The organism is Streptomyces sp. BYX5S, assembly GCF_054724165.1.
In genome coordinates this window covers 6,546,252-6,560,914 of sequence record NZ_CM138829.1, presented here as the reverse complement: position 1 = coordinate 6,560,914, position 14,663 = coordinate 6,546,252, and the positions used below count along the sequence as shown (strand labels likewise).

Sequence of the window (14,663 nt, the reverse complement as noted above, 5' to 3'; positions counted from 1 at the left end):
GCACAATAGGGGGACGCACGGCTGAAGGGGAACATGCCATGAGCGCCGAGGACCTCGAGAAGTACGAGACCGAGATGGAGCTGAAGCTCTACCGGGAGTACCGCGACGTCGTCGGTCTGTTCAAATACGTGATCGAGACCGAGCGGCGCTTCTACCTCACCAACGACTACGAGATGCAGGTGCACTCGGTCCAGGGTGAGGTGTTCTTCGAGGTGTCGATGGCGGATGCCTGGGTCTGGGACATGTACCGGCCCGCTCGATTCGTGAAGCAGGTCCGGGTGCTCACGTTCAAGGACGTGAACATCGAGGAGCTGAACAAGAACGACTTGGAGCTTCCGGGCAGCTGAGTCGGCCGGGCGGTGACCGAGTCGGCCGGGTGACGGGGTTTTCCACAACCCGTAGGTAGTTCACCAAGATCCACTTCTGGTTCGCGCACACGTCAGCGTGGGTGCCGGAGGTGGTGCGACGTGAACGCACGGGGAGCACTGGGGAAGTACGGCGAGGATCTGGCCGCGCGGCGGCTGACCGAGGCCGGGATGACGGTGCTCGCGCGCAACTGGCGCGCGGGCAGGTCGGGCGAGATCGACATCGTGGCGCGCGACGGCGACGCGGTCGTCGTGTGCGAGGTCAAGACCCGCAGGAGGCAGGACGGCGCCGCCGGGGCCTTCGAGCACCCGATGGCCGCGATCACGCCGGTCAAGGCGGCCCGGCTGCGCGATCTCGCCGAGCGCTGGGTGCAGCAGCACGGGGGAGCGCCACCGGGCGGCGTCCGCATCGATCTCGTCGGCGTGCTGCTGCCCGACCGCGGAGCGCCCCGCGTCGAGCACGTGCGGGGGGTCTCCTGATGGGATTCGCGCGTACGTGTTCCGTGGCCCTGGTGGGCGTCGAGGGCGTCGTCGTCGAGGTGCAGGCGGACCTGGAACCGGGCGTCGCCGCGTTCACCCTCGTCGGGCTGCCCGACAAGAGCCTGGTGGAGAGCCGTGACCGGGTCAGGGCCGCCGTGGTCAACTCCGGGGGCGACTGGCCGCAGAAGAAACTCACGGTCGGGCTCAGCCCGGCGTCCGTGCCCAAGAGCGGTTCCGGGTTCGATCTCGCTGTCGCGTGCGCGGTCCTGGGCGCGTCCGAGCGGATCGACCCACGGGTCCTCGCCGACATCGTGATGATCGGGGAGCTGGGTCTGGACGGGCGGGTGCGGCCGGTGCGGGGCGTACTGCCCGCCGTGCTCGCGGCCGCCGACGCCGGTTACGAGCAGGTCGTGGTCCCCGAGTGCACGGCGGGGGAGGCGGCCCTCGTGCCGGGCGTCTCCGTCCTCGGCGTCCGCAGCCTGCGCCAGCTCATCGCCGTGCTGACGGACGAGCCGGTGCCCGAGGAGGACGCGGTGCCCGAGTCGGGGCGGCCCGATCCGATGCTCGCCGGCCTCAGCATGCCGGGCAGCGGCGTCGGCACGGGCCTCGGCGGCTCCGCGCACGACGGGCCGGGGCTCGACCTCGCCGATGTCGTCGGGCAGCTGTCCGCCCGCACGGCGATCGAGGTCGCGGCGGCCGGCGGACACCACGTGATGCTGTCCGGGCCGCCTGGTGCGGGCAAGACGATGCTGGCCGAGCGGCTCCCCGCCGTCCTGCCGCCCCTCACCCGCGAGGAGGCGCTGGAGGTCACCGCGATCCACTCCGTGGCCGGGATGCTGCCCCCGGGCAGGTCGATGATCGACACCGCGCCCTACTGCGCCCCGCACCACTCGGCGACCATGCAGTCCCTGGTGGGCGGCGGGCCCGGGGTCGCCCGGCCCGGAGCGGTCTCGCTGTCGCACCGGGGCGTGCTCTTCCTCGACGAGGCCCCCGAATTCAGCGGCAAGGCGCTCGACGCCCTGCGGCAGCCCCTGGAGTCGGGCCACGTGACGATCGCGCGCAGCGCCGGGGTGGTGCGGCTGCCCGCGCGCTTTCTCATGGCGCTCGCCGCGAACCCCTGCCCGTGCGGGCAGTACCGGGCGCTGGGCGGTGAGTGCGACTGCCCGCCGGCCACGGTCCGCCGCTACCAGGCCAGGCTCTCGGGACCGCTGCTCGACCGCGTCGACCTCCGCGTCGAGGTGGACGCCATCACGCGCAACGAACTCGCGGGATTCGGGCCGCGCGGCGAGAGCACCCGGACCGTCGCCGACCGGGTGCGGGAGGCCAGGCAGCGGGCGGCTGCCCGATTCGCCGACAGCCCGTGGCGGCTCAACAGCGAGGTGCCGGGCCACGCCCTGCGCACCCGGTGGCCCGCGGCTCCCGGCGCCCTGGACGAGGCGGAGCTCGACCTGGAGCGCGGCTTCCTCACCGCGCGCGGGCTCGACCGGGTGCTGAGGGTGGCCTGGACCGTGGCCGACCTCGCGGGCCGGGACCGCCCGTTCGCCCAGGACGTGGCACTCGCGCTGCAACTGCGGACCGGGATCTCGCGCGGGGTGCCGATGACGATCGGGGCGGGGGTGTGACGGGGGCGGCCTTCAAGCCCTGGAGGCATCACGGTCGGGCAAGCCGCTGCGGCGGCTCGGGTTTTCAAGCCCTGTGTGGGTCCGGGCCCCGCGACGGGGCGATGTGGAAGGGGGACGGACGTGGTGGGTGTCGGGGTCGGTGAGGAAGTGCGGCTGGCGCGCGTGCGGTTGACGCGGATCCTGGAGCCGGGCTGGGAGGTCGCCGGGCGGTGGTTGCGGGAATTCGGGCCGGTGGAGACGGTGCGGCGCATCGAGGCGGGGGAGAGGGAGGGGCCGCTGCCCGGCGTGCGGTCGGGACGCTGGGCGGGGCTCGTCGCGCGGGCCGCGGAGACCCCGGCCGCTGGGCGGGACCTGGCGCGGGCGGCGGCCGGCGGGGCCCGGTTCGTGTGCCCGGGGGACCCCGAGTGGCCGGGACAGTTGGACGACCTGGGGGACGCGCGGCCGATCGGGCTGTGGGTGCGGGGCGGGCCGAACTTGCGGATGTGGGCGCTGCGGTCGGTGGCCGTGGTGGGCGCCAGGGCCTGCACGGACTACGGGGTGCGGGTGGGCGCGAGCCTCGGCGCCGGGCTCGCCGAGCGCGGCTGGGTCGTGGTCTCGGGCGGGGCCTACGGGGTGGACGCCGCCGCGCACCGCGGGGCCCTCGGGGTGACCGGGGCGACGGTCGCCGTGCTCGCCTGCGGCATCGATCGGGTGTATCCGCGGGGGCACGCCCAGTTGATCGACCGGGTCGCGGAACAGGGACTCGTGATCGGTGAGTTGCCGCCCGGCGACCACCCGACGCCCAGCAGATTCATCCTCCGGAACCGGGTGATCGCGGCCCTCACCAGAGGGACCGTCGTCGTCGAGGCCGCCTACCGCAGCGGAGCACTCGGCACGGCCCGCTGGGCGCAGCGTCTCGGGCGCCACGCGATGGGCGTTCCGGGGCCCGTGACCAGCAACGTCTCCGCGGGAGTCCATGAACTGCTCCGGAAGGAAGCGGTGCTCGTGACCGACGCCGAGGAAGTCGTCGAGCTGGTCGGGGAGATGGGCGAGCTCGCGCCGGAGCGGCGCGGTCCGGTGCTGCCCCGCGACCTGCTGCCGCCCGCCGCGGCCCAGGTGCTCGCCGCGCTGCCCGCGCGCGGGGTGTGCACGGCGGCGGAGGTCGGCCGGGACGCGGGCACGACCGAGGACGAGACGATCGGGAGGTTGTACGAACTGCGCTCTTTGGGGTTCGTCGAACGACACGGTGGAGGCTGGCAGTTGACACGCCAGGCGATCGAATCTGTCTTTCCGCCAGGGGAGGTGCCGTGACGCGTTGCGTTGCGCCGTCCGGATGACCCCCCGATGGCCTTGGCAATTGCGGTAGTTGACGCTCCGGCCCGGTCGGCCGGAGCGACGGAACCGGCCACGTGAGTCGACGAAGGGAACGTATCTGCGCAACGGCGATCTCGCACCCTTCGCACACTGCGACGCTCCAGTCACGCTACGCTCACCAGGATCCGGGTTCGTCCCCTCCATCCGGAATCAGGCAGGTAGCTCGGCACCAGTCATCACCAGACAGGCAGCACGGCATCTTCACAGGCAGAGCGATCACAGCGACCAGTACGTCAAGCACCCTCGGTTTCCTGGGTACGCAGCAGCAGAACGGCACAAGGCGGCGCATGCCACAACACACCTCCGGGTCCGACCGCGCGGCGGTACCGCCCGCCGCGCGCGGCTCCAGCGTGCGGCCTCCGGCTCCCTCCTCGCTCGAGGAGCTGTGGAGGTCGTACAAGGAGACGGGCGACGAGCGGCTGCGGGAGCAGCTGATCCTGCACTACTCGCCGCTGGTGAAATACGTGGCGGGCCGGGTCAGTGTGGGGCTGCCGCCCAACGTGGAGCAGGCGGACTTCGTCTCGTCGGGCGTCTTCGGGCTCATCGACGCGATCGAGAAGTTCGACATCGAGCGGGAGATCAAGTTCGAGACGTACGCGATCACGCGGATCCGCGGCGCGATGATCGACGAACTGCGCGCGCTCGACTGGATTCCGCGGTCCGTGCGGCAGAAGGCGCGCAACGTGGAGCGGGCCTACGCCACGCTTGAGGCCCAGCTCAGGCGCACCCCCTCGGAGAGCGAGGTGGCCGCCGAGATGGGGGTCGCGCTCGAGGAACTGCACGCGGTTTTCAGCCAGTTGTCGCTGGCGAACGTGGTGGCGCTGGAGGAGCTGCTGCATGTCGGCGGCGAGGGCGGCGGGGACCGGCTCAGCGTCCTGGACACGCTGGAGGACCACGCCGCGGACAATCCGGTGGAGGTCGCCGAGGACCGGGAGCTGCGGAGGTTCCTGGCGCGGGCGATCAACACGTTGCCGGAGCGGGAGAAGACCGTCGTCACGCTCTACTACTACGAGGGTCTGACGCTGGCCGAGATCGGCAATGTGCTGGGGGTCACGGAGAGCCGGGTCAGCCAGATCCACACGAAGTCCGTGTTGCAGCTCCGGGCGAAGCTCGCGAGCTTCGGGCGCTGACTTCCGTGCGGTTCGCGGGCGCTGTTTTCGGGCGCCGGTCGGCTCCGGTCGGGCAGTGCGGGGTGCCGGTGGCTCCCGTCCCGGGCGGCATCTTCGTAAAGTGGAGACGTGCCTAGGATTCGAGCGGCCTCCGTGGCCGAGCACCGGTCGATGCAGCGCGGCGCCCTTCTGGACGCGGCGCGTTCCCTGCTGTCCGAGGGTGGGACGGAGGCGTTGACGTTCCCCGCACTCGCGGAGCGGACGGGGCTCGCGCGTTCGTCCGTCTACGAGTACTTCAAATCTCGGGCGGCCGTGGTCGAGGAGTTGTGCGAGGTCGACTTTCCGGTGTGGGCCGCTGAGGTCGAAGCCGGGATGGCGCGGGCGGACACGCCTGCCGGCAAGGTCGAGGCGTATGTGCGGGAGCAGCTGGCGCTGGTCGGGGACCGGCGGCACCGGGCCGTGGTCGCCATCTCCGCGAGTGAGCTGGACGCCGGGGCGCGGGAGAAGATCCGGGCCGCGCACGGGGGGCTCGTGGCGATGATCGTCGAGGCGCTCGGGGAGATGGGGCACGAGCAGCCGCGGCTGGCGGCGATGTTGGTGCAGGGGGTTGTGGATGCGGCTGTGCGGAGGATTGAGCTGGGGGCGGCGGAGGAGCCGGGCGTGATCGTGGATGCGGCCGTGGGGATGGTGTTGCGGGGCGTTCGGGGCTGAGGTGTGGCGGTGTGGGGCGTCCGCCGCTGGACCCCCGGGGCTCCGCCCCGGACCCCGCTCCTCAATCGCCGGAGGGGCTTCAAGTGCGGCGGCGATCGCCGGAAGGGCTTCAAGGGCGGTGGCGATCGCCGGAGGGCCCTGGGAAAAGGTCGCGATCACCTGAGGGAACCGAGAGAAGTGGGGCCCAGGACTGGGGGCGGCCAGGTCCAGACCGGTAGCAGTCTGGAGGGGGTGGTCGTGAGGAGGGACGGGGGGAGCAGGGTCAGGGGGTTCAGGTAGGTCGGGCCGCGGCGCAGGCCCCAGTGGAGGCAGGACGGAGCCGTCGGCGGGCAGTGGGTCGTGGGGAGTTGGAGCGTGGCGATCGGCTCGCCCGCCGTGACGTCGTCGCCCTTGCGCACCGTGGGCGTCACCGGTTCGTACGTCGTCCGCAGCGGCGGGTCGCCCGTGTCGGCGAGGTCCACCGACAGCACGCCCCGGCCCGCGACCTCGCCCGCGAAGGCGACCCGGCCGTCGGCCACCGCGCGTACGGGGGCGCCGATGGGGGCCGCCAGGTCGACGCCGCGGTGGCCCGGACCGTAGGGAGTCGCCGGAGGTGCCCAGGCGCGGACCACCGGAGGCCGGTCGCCCACCGGCCAGAACCGGGCGTCCCCCGCCCAGGCCGGCAGTGCCGGGATGCCCAGCGCGGCGCCCAGCGCCACCATCACCGTGAGTAGTTTTCGCATGACGCTCAGGTTCCTCCGCGGAGCGCCTCCGCGCGGATCTTGGCCGGGAAACGTGGACTACCGAGCGGTTGTGGACAGCGGCGTCACCCGGTACCTCGCGGGTCCCGTACACTTCATGTGGCGATCCGGCCCACCGGATCGACTTCGCACGCCCCGACACCGGGTCTCACCGGCCTCGTGTCAGTGGCCTATCGGTCCCGTACGGACAGCTCGCAGAGCGCGGACGTACGCGGCAGGCACACGCAGTGGGCGTCAGGAAACAACCGAGAAAACACAAGGAGTACGGCCATGGCCGTCGTCACGATGCGGGAGCTGCTGGAAAGCGGCGTCCACTTCGGTCACCAGACCCGTCGTTGGAACCCGAAGATGAAGCGCTTCATCTTCACGGAGCGCAACGGCATCTACATCATCGACCTTCTCCAGTCGCTGTCGTACATCGACCGCGCCTACGAGTTCGTCAAGGAGACCGTCGCCCACGGTGGCACGGTCATGTTCGTCGGCACGAAGAAGCAGGCGCAGGAGGCCATCGCCGAGCAGGCGACCCGCGTCGGCATGCCCTACGTGAACCAGCGCTGGCTGGGCGGCATGCTCACCAACTTCTCGACCGTCTACAAGCGTCTGCAGCGCCTCAAGGAGCTCGAGCAGATCGACTTCGAGGACGTCGCCGCGTCCGGTCTCACCAAGAAGGAGCTTCTCGTGCTCTCGCGCGAGAAGGCCAAGCTGGAGAAGACCCTCGGCGGTATCCGCGAGATGTCCAAGGTTCCCAGCGCCGTCTGGATCGTGGACACCAAGAAGGAGCACATCGCTGTCGGCGAGGCCCGGAAGCTCAACATCCCGGTCGTCGCGATCCTCGACACGAACTGTGACCCCGACGAGGTCGACTACAAGATCCCGGGCAACGACGACGCGATCCGCTCCGTCACCCTGCTCACCCGCGTGATCGCCGACGCCGTCGCCGAGGGCCTCATCGCCCGTTCCGGCGTGGCCACGGGCGACCAGAAGCCGGGCGAGAAGGCCGCGGGCGAGCCGCTCGCCGAGTGGGAGCGCGACCTGCTCGAGGGCGAGAAGAAGGCCGACGACAAGGCTGAGGCCAAGACCGAGGAGAAGGCCGAGGAGGCCGCCCCGGCCGCCGAGGCTGCCGCTCCCGCCGAGGCCGCTCCGGCCGCGGACGCCGAGAAGGCCTGACCCGTACGGGACTCGGTTTCATGAGGTGACGGCGGGGGTCGGCTTCGGCCCCCGCCTTCACCCGTGAACCGCCAGCTTTCGTCCTCGGACTTCCGTCCTCAGCCTTCCGAAGACCGCTTCCTTCTGAAGACTGCTCCAGACTTCGTAGAGAGAAAAACAGGATCATGGCGAACTACACCGCCGCTGACGTCAAGAAGCTCCGTGAGCTCACGGGCGCCGGCATGATGGACTGCAAGAAGGCGCTCGACGCGGCCGACGGCGACGTCGACAAGGCCGTCGAGGCCCTGCGCATCAAGGGCCAGAAGGGCGTCGCCAAGCGCGAGGGCCGCTCCGCCGAGAACGGTGCCGTCGTCTCCCTCATCGCCGACGACAACACCTCCGGTGTCCTCGTCGAGCTGAAGTGCGAGACGGACTTCGTCGCCAAGGGCGAGAAGTTCCAGGCCGTCGCCAACGAGCTGGCCGCGCACGTCGCCAAGACGTCCCCCGCCGACATCGAGGCGCTGCTCGCCTCCGAGATCGAGGCCGGCAAGACCGTCCAGGCGTTCGTCGACGAGGCCAACGCCAACCTCGGCGAGAAGATCGTCCTGGACCGCTTCGCGCAGTTCTCGGGCGCGTTCGTCGCCGCCTACATGCACCGCACCATGCCCGACCTGCCCCCGCAGATCGGTGTTCTGGTCGAGCTGGACAAGGCCGACGCCGAGCTGGCCAAGGGCATCGCGCAGCACATCGCCGCGTTCGCCCCGAAGTACCTCTCCAAGGAGGACGTGCCGGCCGAGGTCGTCGAGACCGAGCGCCGCGTCGCCGAGGAGACCACCCGCGCCGAGGGCAAGCCGGAGGCCGCGCTCCCGAAGATCGTCGAGGGTCGCGTCAACGGCTTCTTCAAGGAGGCCACGCTGCTCGGCCAGCCGTACGCCCTCGACAACAAGAAGTCCGTCGAGAAGGTCCTCCAGGAGGCCGGTGTCACCCTGAAGCGCTTCTCGCGCATCAAGGTCGGCATCTGAGTCCGTACCGCGACCGACGCGAGACCCCGCTAGGGTCGACAGCAGTCGCCCGCGTACATCCCTGTGCTTGGGGTGTACGCGCCGGGTGACCGCAGTTGTGACGAGGAGGCCATTGCCGCGCATGGGATGCGAACCACCCCACCGGCAGTGGCCTTCTTCGTATGTGTGCCAAGCAAAAGAGGCGAGAATCCCATGACCACCACCCAGGCCGACACTGCCGATACAGGCGACAAGAGCGACGAAGGCAAAGGCGCGGGGCGCTTTCTGCTGAAGCTTTCCGGCGAGGCGTTCGCCGGGGGCGGGGGTCTGGGCGTCGACCCCGACGTGGTGCACGCCATCGCCCGTGAGATCGCGGCCGTCGTACGCGACGGCTGGCAGATCGCCGTCGTCATCGGCGGCGGCAACTTCTTCCGCGGCGCCGAACTCCAGCAGCGCGGCATGGACCGCGCCCGCTCCGACTACATGGGCATGCTCGGCACGGTCATGAACTGCCTGGCCCTCCAGGACTTCCTGGAGAAGGAAGGCATCGACTGCCGCGTGCAGACCGCCATCACCATGGGGCAGGTCGCCGAGCCGTACATCCCGCTGCGCGCCGTACGGCACCTGGAGAAGGGCCGCGTCGTCATCTTCGGCGCCGGCATGGGCATGCCGTACTTCTCCACCGACACGACCGCCGCGCAGCGCGCCCTGGAGATCGACGCCGAGGCGCTGCTCATGGGCAAGAACGGTGTCGACGGCGTCTACGACTCGGACCCGAAGACCAACCCCGAGGCCGTCAAGTTCGACGCGCTCAGCTATGGCGAGGTCATCACGCGCGACCTCAAGGTCGCCGACATGACCGCGATCACCCTGTGCCGGGACAACAAGCTCCCCATCCTCGTCTTCGAGCTCCTCACCTCGGGCAATATCGCCCGTGCCGTCAAGGGTGAGAAGATCGGGACCCTCGTGGGCGAACAGGGCAACCGCGCCTGACCCCCCTTCAGTCCCCCGGGGAACCCCGTGTCCTTGGAGGTCCCCGAGGGATGGACAATGTCCTGCCGGTCGGACACCGTGCAGGAAAGACATGCGACGTAGCCGACCGTGCCCCGTGCCCGGCCGGGCCTCACTCAAGACACGCAGGAGCAAGTGGTGATCGAAGAGACCCTCCTCGAGGCCGAGGAGAAGATGGAGAAGGCCGTCGTTGTCGCCAAGGAGGACTTCGCCGCGATCCGCACCGGTCGTGCGCACCCGGCGATGTTCAACAAGATCGTGGCCGACTACTACGGCGCGCTGACGCCGATCAACCAGCTCGCCTCGTTCTCGGTGCCCGAGCCGCGGATGGCCGTGGTGACCCCGTTCGACAAGAGCGCGCTGCGCAACATCGAGCAGGCGATCCGCGACTCCGACCTCGGCGTCAACCCGAGCAACGACGGACACATCATCCGAGTGGTCTTCCCGGAGCTGACCGAAGAGCGCCGCAGGGACTACATCAAGGTCGCCAAGGGCAAGGCGGAGGACAGCAAGGTCTCCATCCGCTCCGTGCGCCGCAAGGCCAAGGACACCATCGACAAGGCGATCAAGGACGGCGAGGTCGGCGAGGACGAGGGCCGTCGCTCCGAGAAGGAGCTCGACGAGCTCACCTCGAAGTACGTGGCCCAGGTGGACGAGCTGCTCAAGCACAAGGAAGCCGAGCTGCTCGAAGTCTGAGCGAGCGCGGAAGATCGAGGTTCGAGGAATCCGTGAACGACTCTTCCTGGGGGGCGCCGACCGGGCCCGGACACTGGGGCCCGACCGACGGCCCCGGGCCCGCCCGCGGCCAGGACCCCGCGTCTGGGCAGGACCCCTCGTACGGTTCGTACGGGCAGGCATCGGCGTACGGCCAGGGCCTGCCGTACGAGGCCTCGTACGACCCGTCGTCGTACGACCCGCCGTCGTACGAGCAGGAGCCTCCGTACGGCCACGGAGCGTCGTACGACCAGCGGGCGTCGTACGAGCAGGGCCCGTCGTACGAGCACGGGCCGTCCTACGGCCAGGGGCCCTCGTACGAGCAGGGTCCTTCGTACGAGCAAGGGCCGTCGTACGAGCAGGGGCGCGCTCCGGCGGGTCCCGCGTATGAACGGCACGCGGTCGATGAGACTCGGCCCATGCCCATCGTGCCCGATATGCCTGATACGCCTTCTGGTGACGGAAGGGACGGCGACCAGGACGACCGGGGGGCCGCTCACCTGAGTGGTCCCCTCTTCCGCGACGAGACGCCGCAGGAGCCGGTGCCGGGAGCGGCGCGGCAGCAGCCCGTGCAGCCGGCCGCTTCCGCGCAGCCCGAGCCGCCCAAGAAGAAGAGCGCGGGCCGGGACCTCGGGGCGGCCATAGGGGTCGGCGTCGGGCTCGGCGCGGTGATCATCGCCTCCCTGTTCATCGTCAAGGCCGTGTTCGTCGGCGTCATAGCGGTCGCCGTCGTCGTCGGCCTGTGGGAGCTGACCTCGCGGCTGGAGGAGCGCAAGGGCATCAAGGCGCCGCTCGTGCCTCTCGCCGTGGGCGGCGCGGCCATGGTCGTCGCAGGTTACGTGCGGGGCGCCGAGGGCGCGTGGGTGGCGATGGCGCTGACCGCGCTCGCGGTGCTCGTGTGGCGGATGACGGAGCCGCCCGAGGGGTACCTGAAGGACGTCACGGCGGGGGTCTTCGCGGCCTTCTACGTGCCGTTCCTCGCGACCTTCGTGGCGATGATGCTCACCGCGGACGATGGGGCGTGGCGCGTGCTCACGTTCCTGATCCTGACCGTCGTCAGCGACACCGGGGCGTACGCGGTCGGCTGGCGCTTCGGCAAGCACAAGCTCGCGCCGCGCATCAGCCCCGGCAAGACCCGTGAGGGCCTGGTCGGCGCGGTGTCGTTCGCGATGGTGGCGGGCGTGCTGTGCATGCAGTTCCTGGTCGACGACGGCACGTGGTGGCAGGGCCTGGTCATGGGCGCCCTCGTCGCGGCCAGCGCGACCCTCGGTGACCTCGGCGAGTCCATGATCAAGCGGGACCTCGGGATCAAGGACATGGGCACGTTGCTGCCGGGGCACGGCGGCATCATGGACCGCCTCGACTCGCTGCTGCCGACGGCTCCCGTGGTGTGGTTGCTGCTGGTGCTGTTCGTCGGGTCGAGCTGACCCCGGAGCCTCGCTCCGGCCGGGCATTTTCCGAAGGCGGGCCCGTCGTCCACAGGACGACGGGCCCGCCTTCGTTCTGTCCGCGCCGCGGGCACTGACCGGGCTCATCGGGTACCGCGCCGAGGCGGTCTGCGCCGTCCGCCCGTCCGACGGCGGCGGCCGACGGGTCAGCGTGGGCGTACTGGAAATGGCGCGCATCCCCGACACCACCACGACGGACGAATGAGCCCCCGTCAGTAACCGGACGGGGGCTCTTCGTATAAGTGTGCGCGTCACTTGTGAAGACCTGTTCGCGAAGGTGGTCGGGTTCGTTGAGGGGGGCTTGCGGGCGTTCTTTACGCTCAAGTAACAACATGCCTCATGAACATTTTCGGTCGCAGCTTCACATCCCGGCGCGCAGAGGGATCCGCTGCTCCGGGGGCCGCCGGCACCGCACTGCTCGATCCTGCCGGTCTCGACCCCGCCATGGCGGCGCTCACCGGCGAGTGGATGGTCGACCCCGCGCACAGCAGGATCGGGTTCTCCGTGCGGCACGCCATGGTGACGACCGTGCGCGGCGCCTTCACGCAGTACGAGAGCCGGCTGCACTTCGACGGCACCGATCCGTCCCGTTCCTACGCGGAACTCGTCCTCGCCACCGCCAGCATCGACACGGGCGTCGAGCAGCGGGACGCCCACGTGGTCGGCCGCGACTTCCTGGACGCCTCCCGGTTCCCGCGGATGTCCTTCAAGAGCACCGCCGTGGAACTGGCGGAGCCGGACGTCTACCGCATGCACGGCGACCTCACCATCAAGGACGTCACCCGCCCGGTCACTCTGGAGCTCACCTACATCGGCTTCGTCACGGACGCCTTCGGCGACGAACGCGTCGGCTTCGACGGCACCACCACCATCAACCGCACCGACTGGGGCCTCACCTACAACGCCCGCCTCGCCCAAGGCGGCAACATGGTCAGCGAAAAGGTCCGGCTCCAGTTCGACATCGCGGCCATCCGCACGCCTGCGGGCCGCTGAGGCCGCGGGGCGGGGCGTCGACCAGGGCACGTGCGCACGTGCGTGACCGTCCGGTCGGCGCGCGGGGTGTGCGGAAGCGGGTAACGTCAACCCGTGACCGACAGCAAGAACATCAATAACCCCGTGGGCCAGGGCGGCGGCCAGCGCAAGAAGCAGTCCCGCGCCGAACGGCAGAACAACGGCCCGCACCGCAACCTCGACCGCCGGCTCGCCGCCGACCAGAAGGCGGAGCTGGTGCGCAAGATGCGCGAGAAGACGGGCGCAGCGGAGGGCTCTGGGCGGGCGGACGACGACACCGCGCAGGGCTGAGGCGCCACCGGAAGCCGTCCCCAAGTCGCTCAGCAGTGGCCTGCCGCCCCCCGTCGGTGACGGGGGGCGTGACCGCGACAGGTCACCGGTGAATGTCTGCGACACTGGTAACGCTATGCCTAAGCCCGGAGAACTAGCGGTGACCCGGCATCAAAAAGGCCCCCGACCTGCGCGTTTGGCGCGGATCAGGGGCCTGTTTTGGCTTACTGGGCCGTGTCTGGGCCGTCTGGCTCAGGAGGCGGCGGCAGGAACATCCGGTCCACGGCGTTCCGAGTGCGCTCTTGGCTCGACGGCATCAGGTGCGCGTACACGCGGAGCGTCAGCGCCGGGTCGGTGTGGCCGAGGTACTGGCTCACGGCCTTGATGCTCTCTCCGGCGTCGAGGAGGACGGACGCGTAGAAGTGCCTGAGCGCGTGCATGCCGTGCTCGCGGGCCGATACGTACCTCCCATCGGGCCCGGCGTCCGGGATGAGCCCAGCGAGCGCCAGAGCGGGCTTCCAGACATGGGTGTTGAAGTTGCTGCGCCACACGATCCCGTTCGCCTCGTTCGTGAACAGGAGACGGGCCGTCACCTTCGGTCCGTCGGGCTTCCGCCACGGCAGCGTGATCTCAACCGGCTTGAAGGCGTCCATGTGGGTGCGCAGTGCCTCAGCGACGTACGACGGCAGCGGGACGTCACGCTCCTTGCCGCACTTGGGCGGGGCGAACACGGCCTGGCCCCGGATGAGCTTCACCTGGCGGACCACGTGCAGGATGCCTGCCTCGAGGTCGATGGTGTCTTCGGCGAGACCCACGATCTCTCCCTGGCGGAGTCCGCATCCGGCGCCTGTGTCCACCATGGCCTGGTAGCGCTGGGAGAGTGCTGCGCGAACCGCCTGCACCTGTGTGGGCAGCCACGGGACGACGCGGCGGCGCTCGGCAGTCGGCGGGCGTACGGACTTCGCAGAGCACGGGTTCCGGGGCAGGAGGCCGTCGTCCACGGCCGCGCTCAGGACGGCACGGACGTCGCCGTAGATATTGCGTGCGTAGGCGCCGCTCACGGCCGGGTTGGCCTCCAGGGCGCTCGTGAGCTGGCGGATGTGCTCGGGGCGGAACGAGTCCAGCGGGCGCGTGCCGATGACCGGGAACGCGTGCAGGCGTAGCCGCTGCTCGGTGACGATCTGGCTGGACACGTCAGAGGTGTGAGCCTTGAGCCACTTCTCGGCGTACTTCTTGAAGGTGATCCGGGCGGCCCGAGGGTCGATGTAGTTGCCGCGCGACATGTCCGACGCAATGTCGGTCAGCCACTGCTCGGCGAGCCGCTTCTGACGGTCCGGGAAGCTCTTGGACTTCTCGGTGCCGTCCGGGCCGATGTAGCGGGCGCGGTAGCGGAGGCCGAGGCCGTGGCGGTCGCTCTTGGCCTTGACGGGCTTGCCGTTCGGGCCGGGCTCGGTCTTGTACCAGCGGTCTTGGATGTGTCCGGCCATCAGGCGGCCACCTCCATCTGCGACTTGACCCACGTGCGGATGTCCTCGGGGTCGAAGCGAAGGTGCCGGCCGACGCGGAAGCCCTTCGGTCCGGTGCGCTTGCGGCGCCACTGGTAGACGGTCTCGACCGGGACGGCCAGGAGCTCGGCGACGTCGACCGGGGTCAGGTAGCGCTCGGGCAAGGCGTGCTGCATG

Annotated in this window: 17 protein-coding genes; 14 read left to right on the top strand and 3 right to left on the bottom strand. The window is 70.2% G+C overall.

Annotated features, from left to right (window positions below; all coding sequences use genetic code 11):
• Positions 1 to 38 precede the first annotated feature (38 nt).
• The 6 genes from ACYBSK_RS29525 to ACYBSK_RS29500 all read left to right on the top strand — a co-directional run bounded on the left by ACYBSK_RS29525 (position 39) and on the right by ACYBSK_RS29500 (position 5,640).
• Positions 39 to 347, top strand: a complete 309-nt coding sequence (locus ACYBSK_RS29525; protein ID WP_457480296.1) for a DUF2469 domain-containing protein — start codon at positions 39 to 41, stop codon at positions 345 to 347.
• Between the two features lie 120 nt (positions 348 to 467).
• Entirely contained in the window at positions 468 to 845 is a 378-nt protein-coding gene (locus tag ACYBSK_RS29520) for a YraN family protein (protein WP_460243954.1), read from the top strand.
• Positions 845 to 2,467 (top strand): YifB family Mg chelatase-like AAA ATPase, encoded by a 1,623-nt coding sequence (locus ACYBSK_RS29515; RefSeq protein WP_460243953.1) that lies wholly within the window; start codon positions 845 to 847, stop codon positions 2,465 to 2,467. The genes ACYBSK_RS29520 and ACYBSK_RS29515 overlap by 1 nt, the downstream gene beginning before the upstream one ends.
• A gap of 120 nt (positions 2,468 to 2,587) precedes the next feature.
• Complete coding sequence (gene dprA / locus ACYBSK_RS29510; protein ID WP_457480293.1) at positions 2,588 to 3,757, top strand: DNA-processing protein DprA; 1,170 nt, start codon at positions 2,588 to 2,590, stop codon at positions 3,755 to 3,757.
• A 350-nt stretch (positions 3,758 to 4,107) separates the two neighbouring features.
• Positions 4,108 to 4,950, top strand: a complete 843-nt coding sequence (gene whiG, locus ACYBSK_RS29505) for an RNA polymerase sigma factor WhiG (protein ID WP_450810637.1) — start codon at positions 4,108 to 4,110, stop codon at positions 4,948 to 4,950.
• A 132-nt stretch (positions 4,951 to 5,082) separates the two neighbouring features.
• Positions 5,083 to 5,640: a TetR/AcrR family transcriptional regulator gene (locus tag ACYBSK_RS29500; RefSeq protein WP_457481896.1), complete on the top strand. Its 558-nt coding sequence runs from the start codon at positions 5,083 to 5,085 to the stop codon at positions 5,638 to 5,640.
• A gap of 155 nt (positions 5,641 to 5,795) precedes the next feature.
• On the opposite strand, the gene ACYBSK_RS29495 is transcribed toward ACYBSK_RS29500, so the two are convergent.
• Complete coding sequence (locus tag ACYBSK_RS29495; RefSeq protein ID WP_460243952.1) at positions 5,796 to 6,362, bottom strand: murein hydrolase activator EnvC family protein; 567 nt, start codon at positions 6,360 to 6,362, stop codon at positions 5,796 to 5,798.
• A 288-nt stretch (positions 6,363 to 6,650) separates the two neighbouring features.
• Here ACYBSK_RS29495 and rpsB point away from each other — a divergent pair, with 288 nt between their 5' ends.
• From rpsB to ACYBSK_RS29455, 8 genes are all read left to right on the top strand, one after another.
• Entirely contained in the window at positions 6,651 to 7,547 is an 897-nt protein-coding gene (rpsB, locus tag ACYBSK_RS29490; protein ID WP_457480291.1) for a 30S ribosomal protein S2, read from the top strand.
• A gap of 164 nt (positions 7,548 to 7,711) precedes the next feature.
• A complete protein-coding gene (gene tsf / locus ACYBSK_RS29485) occupies positions 7,712 to 8,548 on the top strand; it encodes a translation elongation factor Ts (protein ID WP_457480290.1) in 837 nt (278 codons plus the stop codon).
• A gap of 192 nt (positions 8,549 to 8,740) precedes the next feature.
• A complete protein-coding gene (pyrH, locus tag ACYBSK_RS29480) occupies positions 8,741 to 9,520 on the top strand; it encodes a UMP kinase (protein ID WP_457480289.1) in 780 nt (259 codons plus the stop codon).
• 156 nt (positions 9,521 to 9,676) lie between these two features.
• On the top strand, positions 9,677 to 10,234 hold the full coding sequence (gene frr, locus ACYBSK_RS29475) for a ribosome recycling factor (RefSeq protein WP_457480288.1): 558 nt from the start codon (positions 9,677 to 9,679) through the stop codon (positions 10,232 to 10,234).
• 437 nt (positions 10,235 to 10,671) lie between these two features.
• A complete protein-coding gene (locus ACYBSK_RS29470) occupies positions 10,672 to 11,679 on the top strand; it encodes a phosphatidate cytidylyltransferase (RefSeq protein ID WP_460247124.1) in 1,008 nt (335 codons plus the stop codon).
• Positions 11,680 to 11,704: 25 nt separating this feature from the next.
• Positions 11,705 to 11,905 (top strand): gas vesicle protein GvpO, encoded by a 201-nt coding sequence (gvpO, locus tag ACYBSK_RS29465; RefSeq protein WP_460247123.1) that lies wholly within the window; start codon positions 11,705 to 11,707, stop codon positions 11,903 to 11,905.
• 134 nt (positions 11,906 to 12,039) lie between these two features.
• A complete protein-coding gene (locus tag ACYBSK_RS29460) occupies positions 12,040 to 12,693 on the top strand; it encodes a YceI family protein (RefSeq protein ID WP_457480287.1) in 654 nt (217 codons plus the stop codon).
• 93 nt (positions 12,694 to 12,786) lie between these two features.
• Positions 12,787 to 13,002, top strand: a complete 216-nt coding sequence (locus ACYBSK_RS29455) for a DUF6243 family protein (protein WP_457480286.1) — start codon at positions 12,787 to 12,789, stop codon at positions 13,000 to 13,002.
• A 203-nt stretch (positions 13,003 to 13,205) separates the two neighbouring features.
• Here ACYBSK_RS29455 and ACYBSK_RS29450 read toward each other — a convergent pair whose 3' ends face one another.
• The gene (locus tag ACYBSK_RS29450; RefSeq protein WP_460243951.1) at positions 13,206 to 14,468 is read right to left on the bottom strand and encodes a tyrosine-type recombinase/integrase; all 1,263 of its coding nucleotides are present in this window, start codon (positions 14,466 to 14,468) and stop codon (positions 13,206 to 13,208) included.
• On the bottom strand, positions 14,468 to 14,662 hold the full coding sequence (locus ACYBSK_RS29445; RefSeq protein WP_460243950.1) for a helix-turn-helix transcriptional regulator: 195 nt from the start codon (positions 14,660 to 14,662) through the stop codon (positions 14,468 to 14,470). Before ACYBSK_RS29445 ends, ACYBSK_RS29450 begins: the two co-directional genes overlap by 1 nt.
• Position 14,663 lies beyond the last annotated feature (1 nt).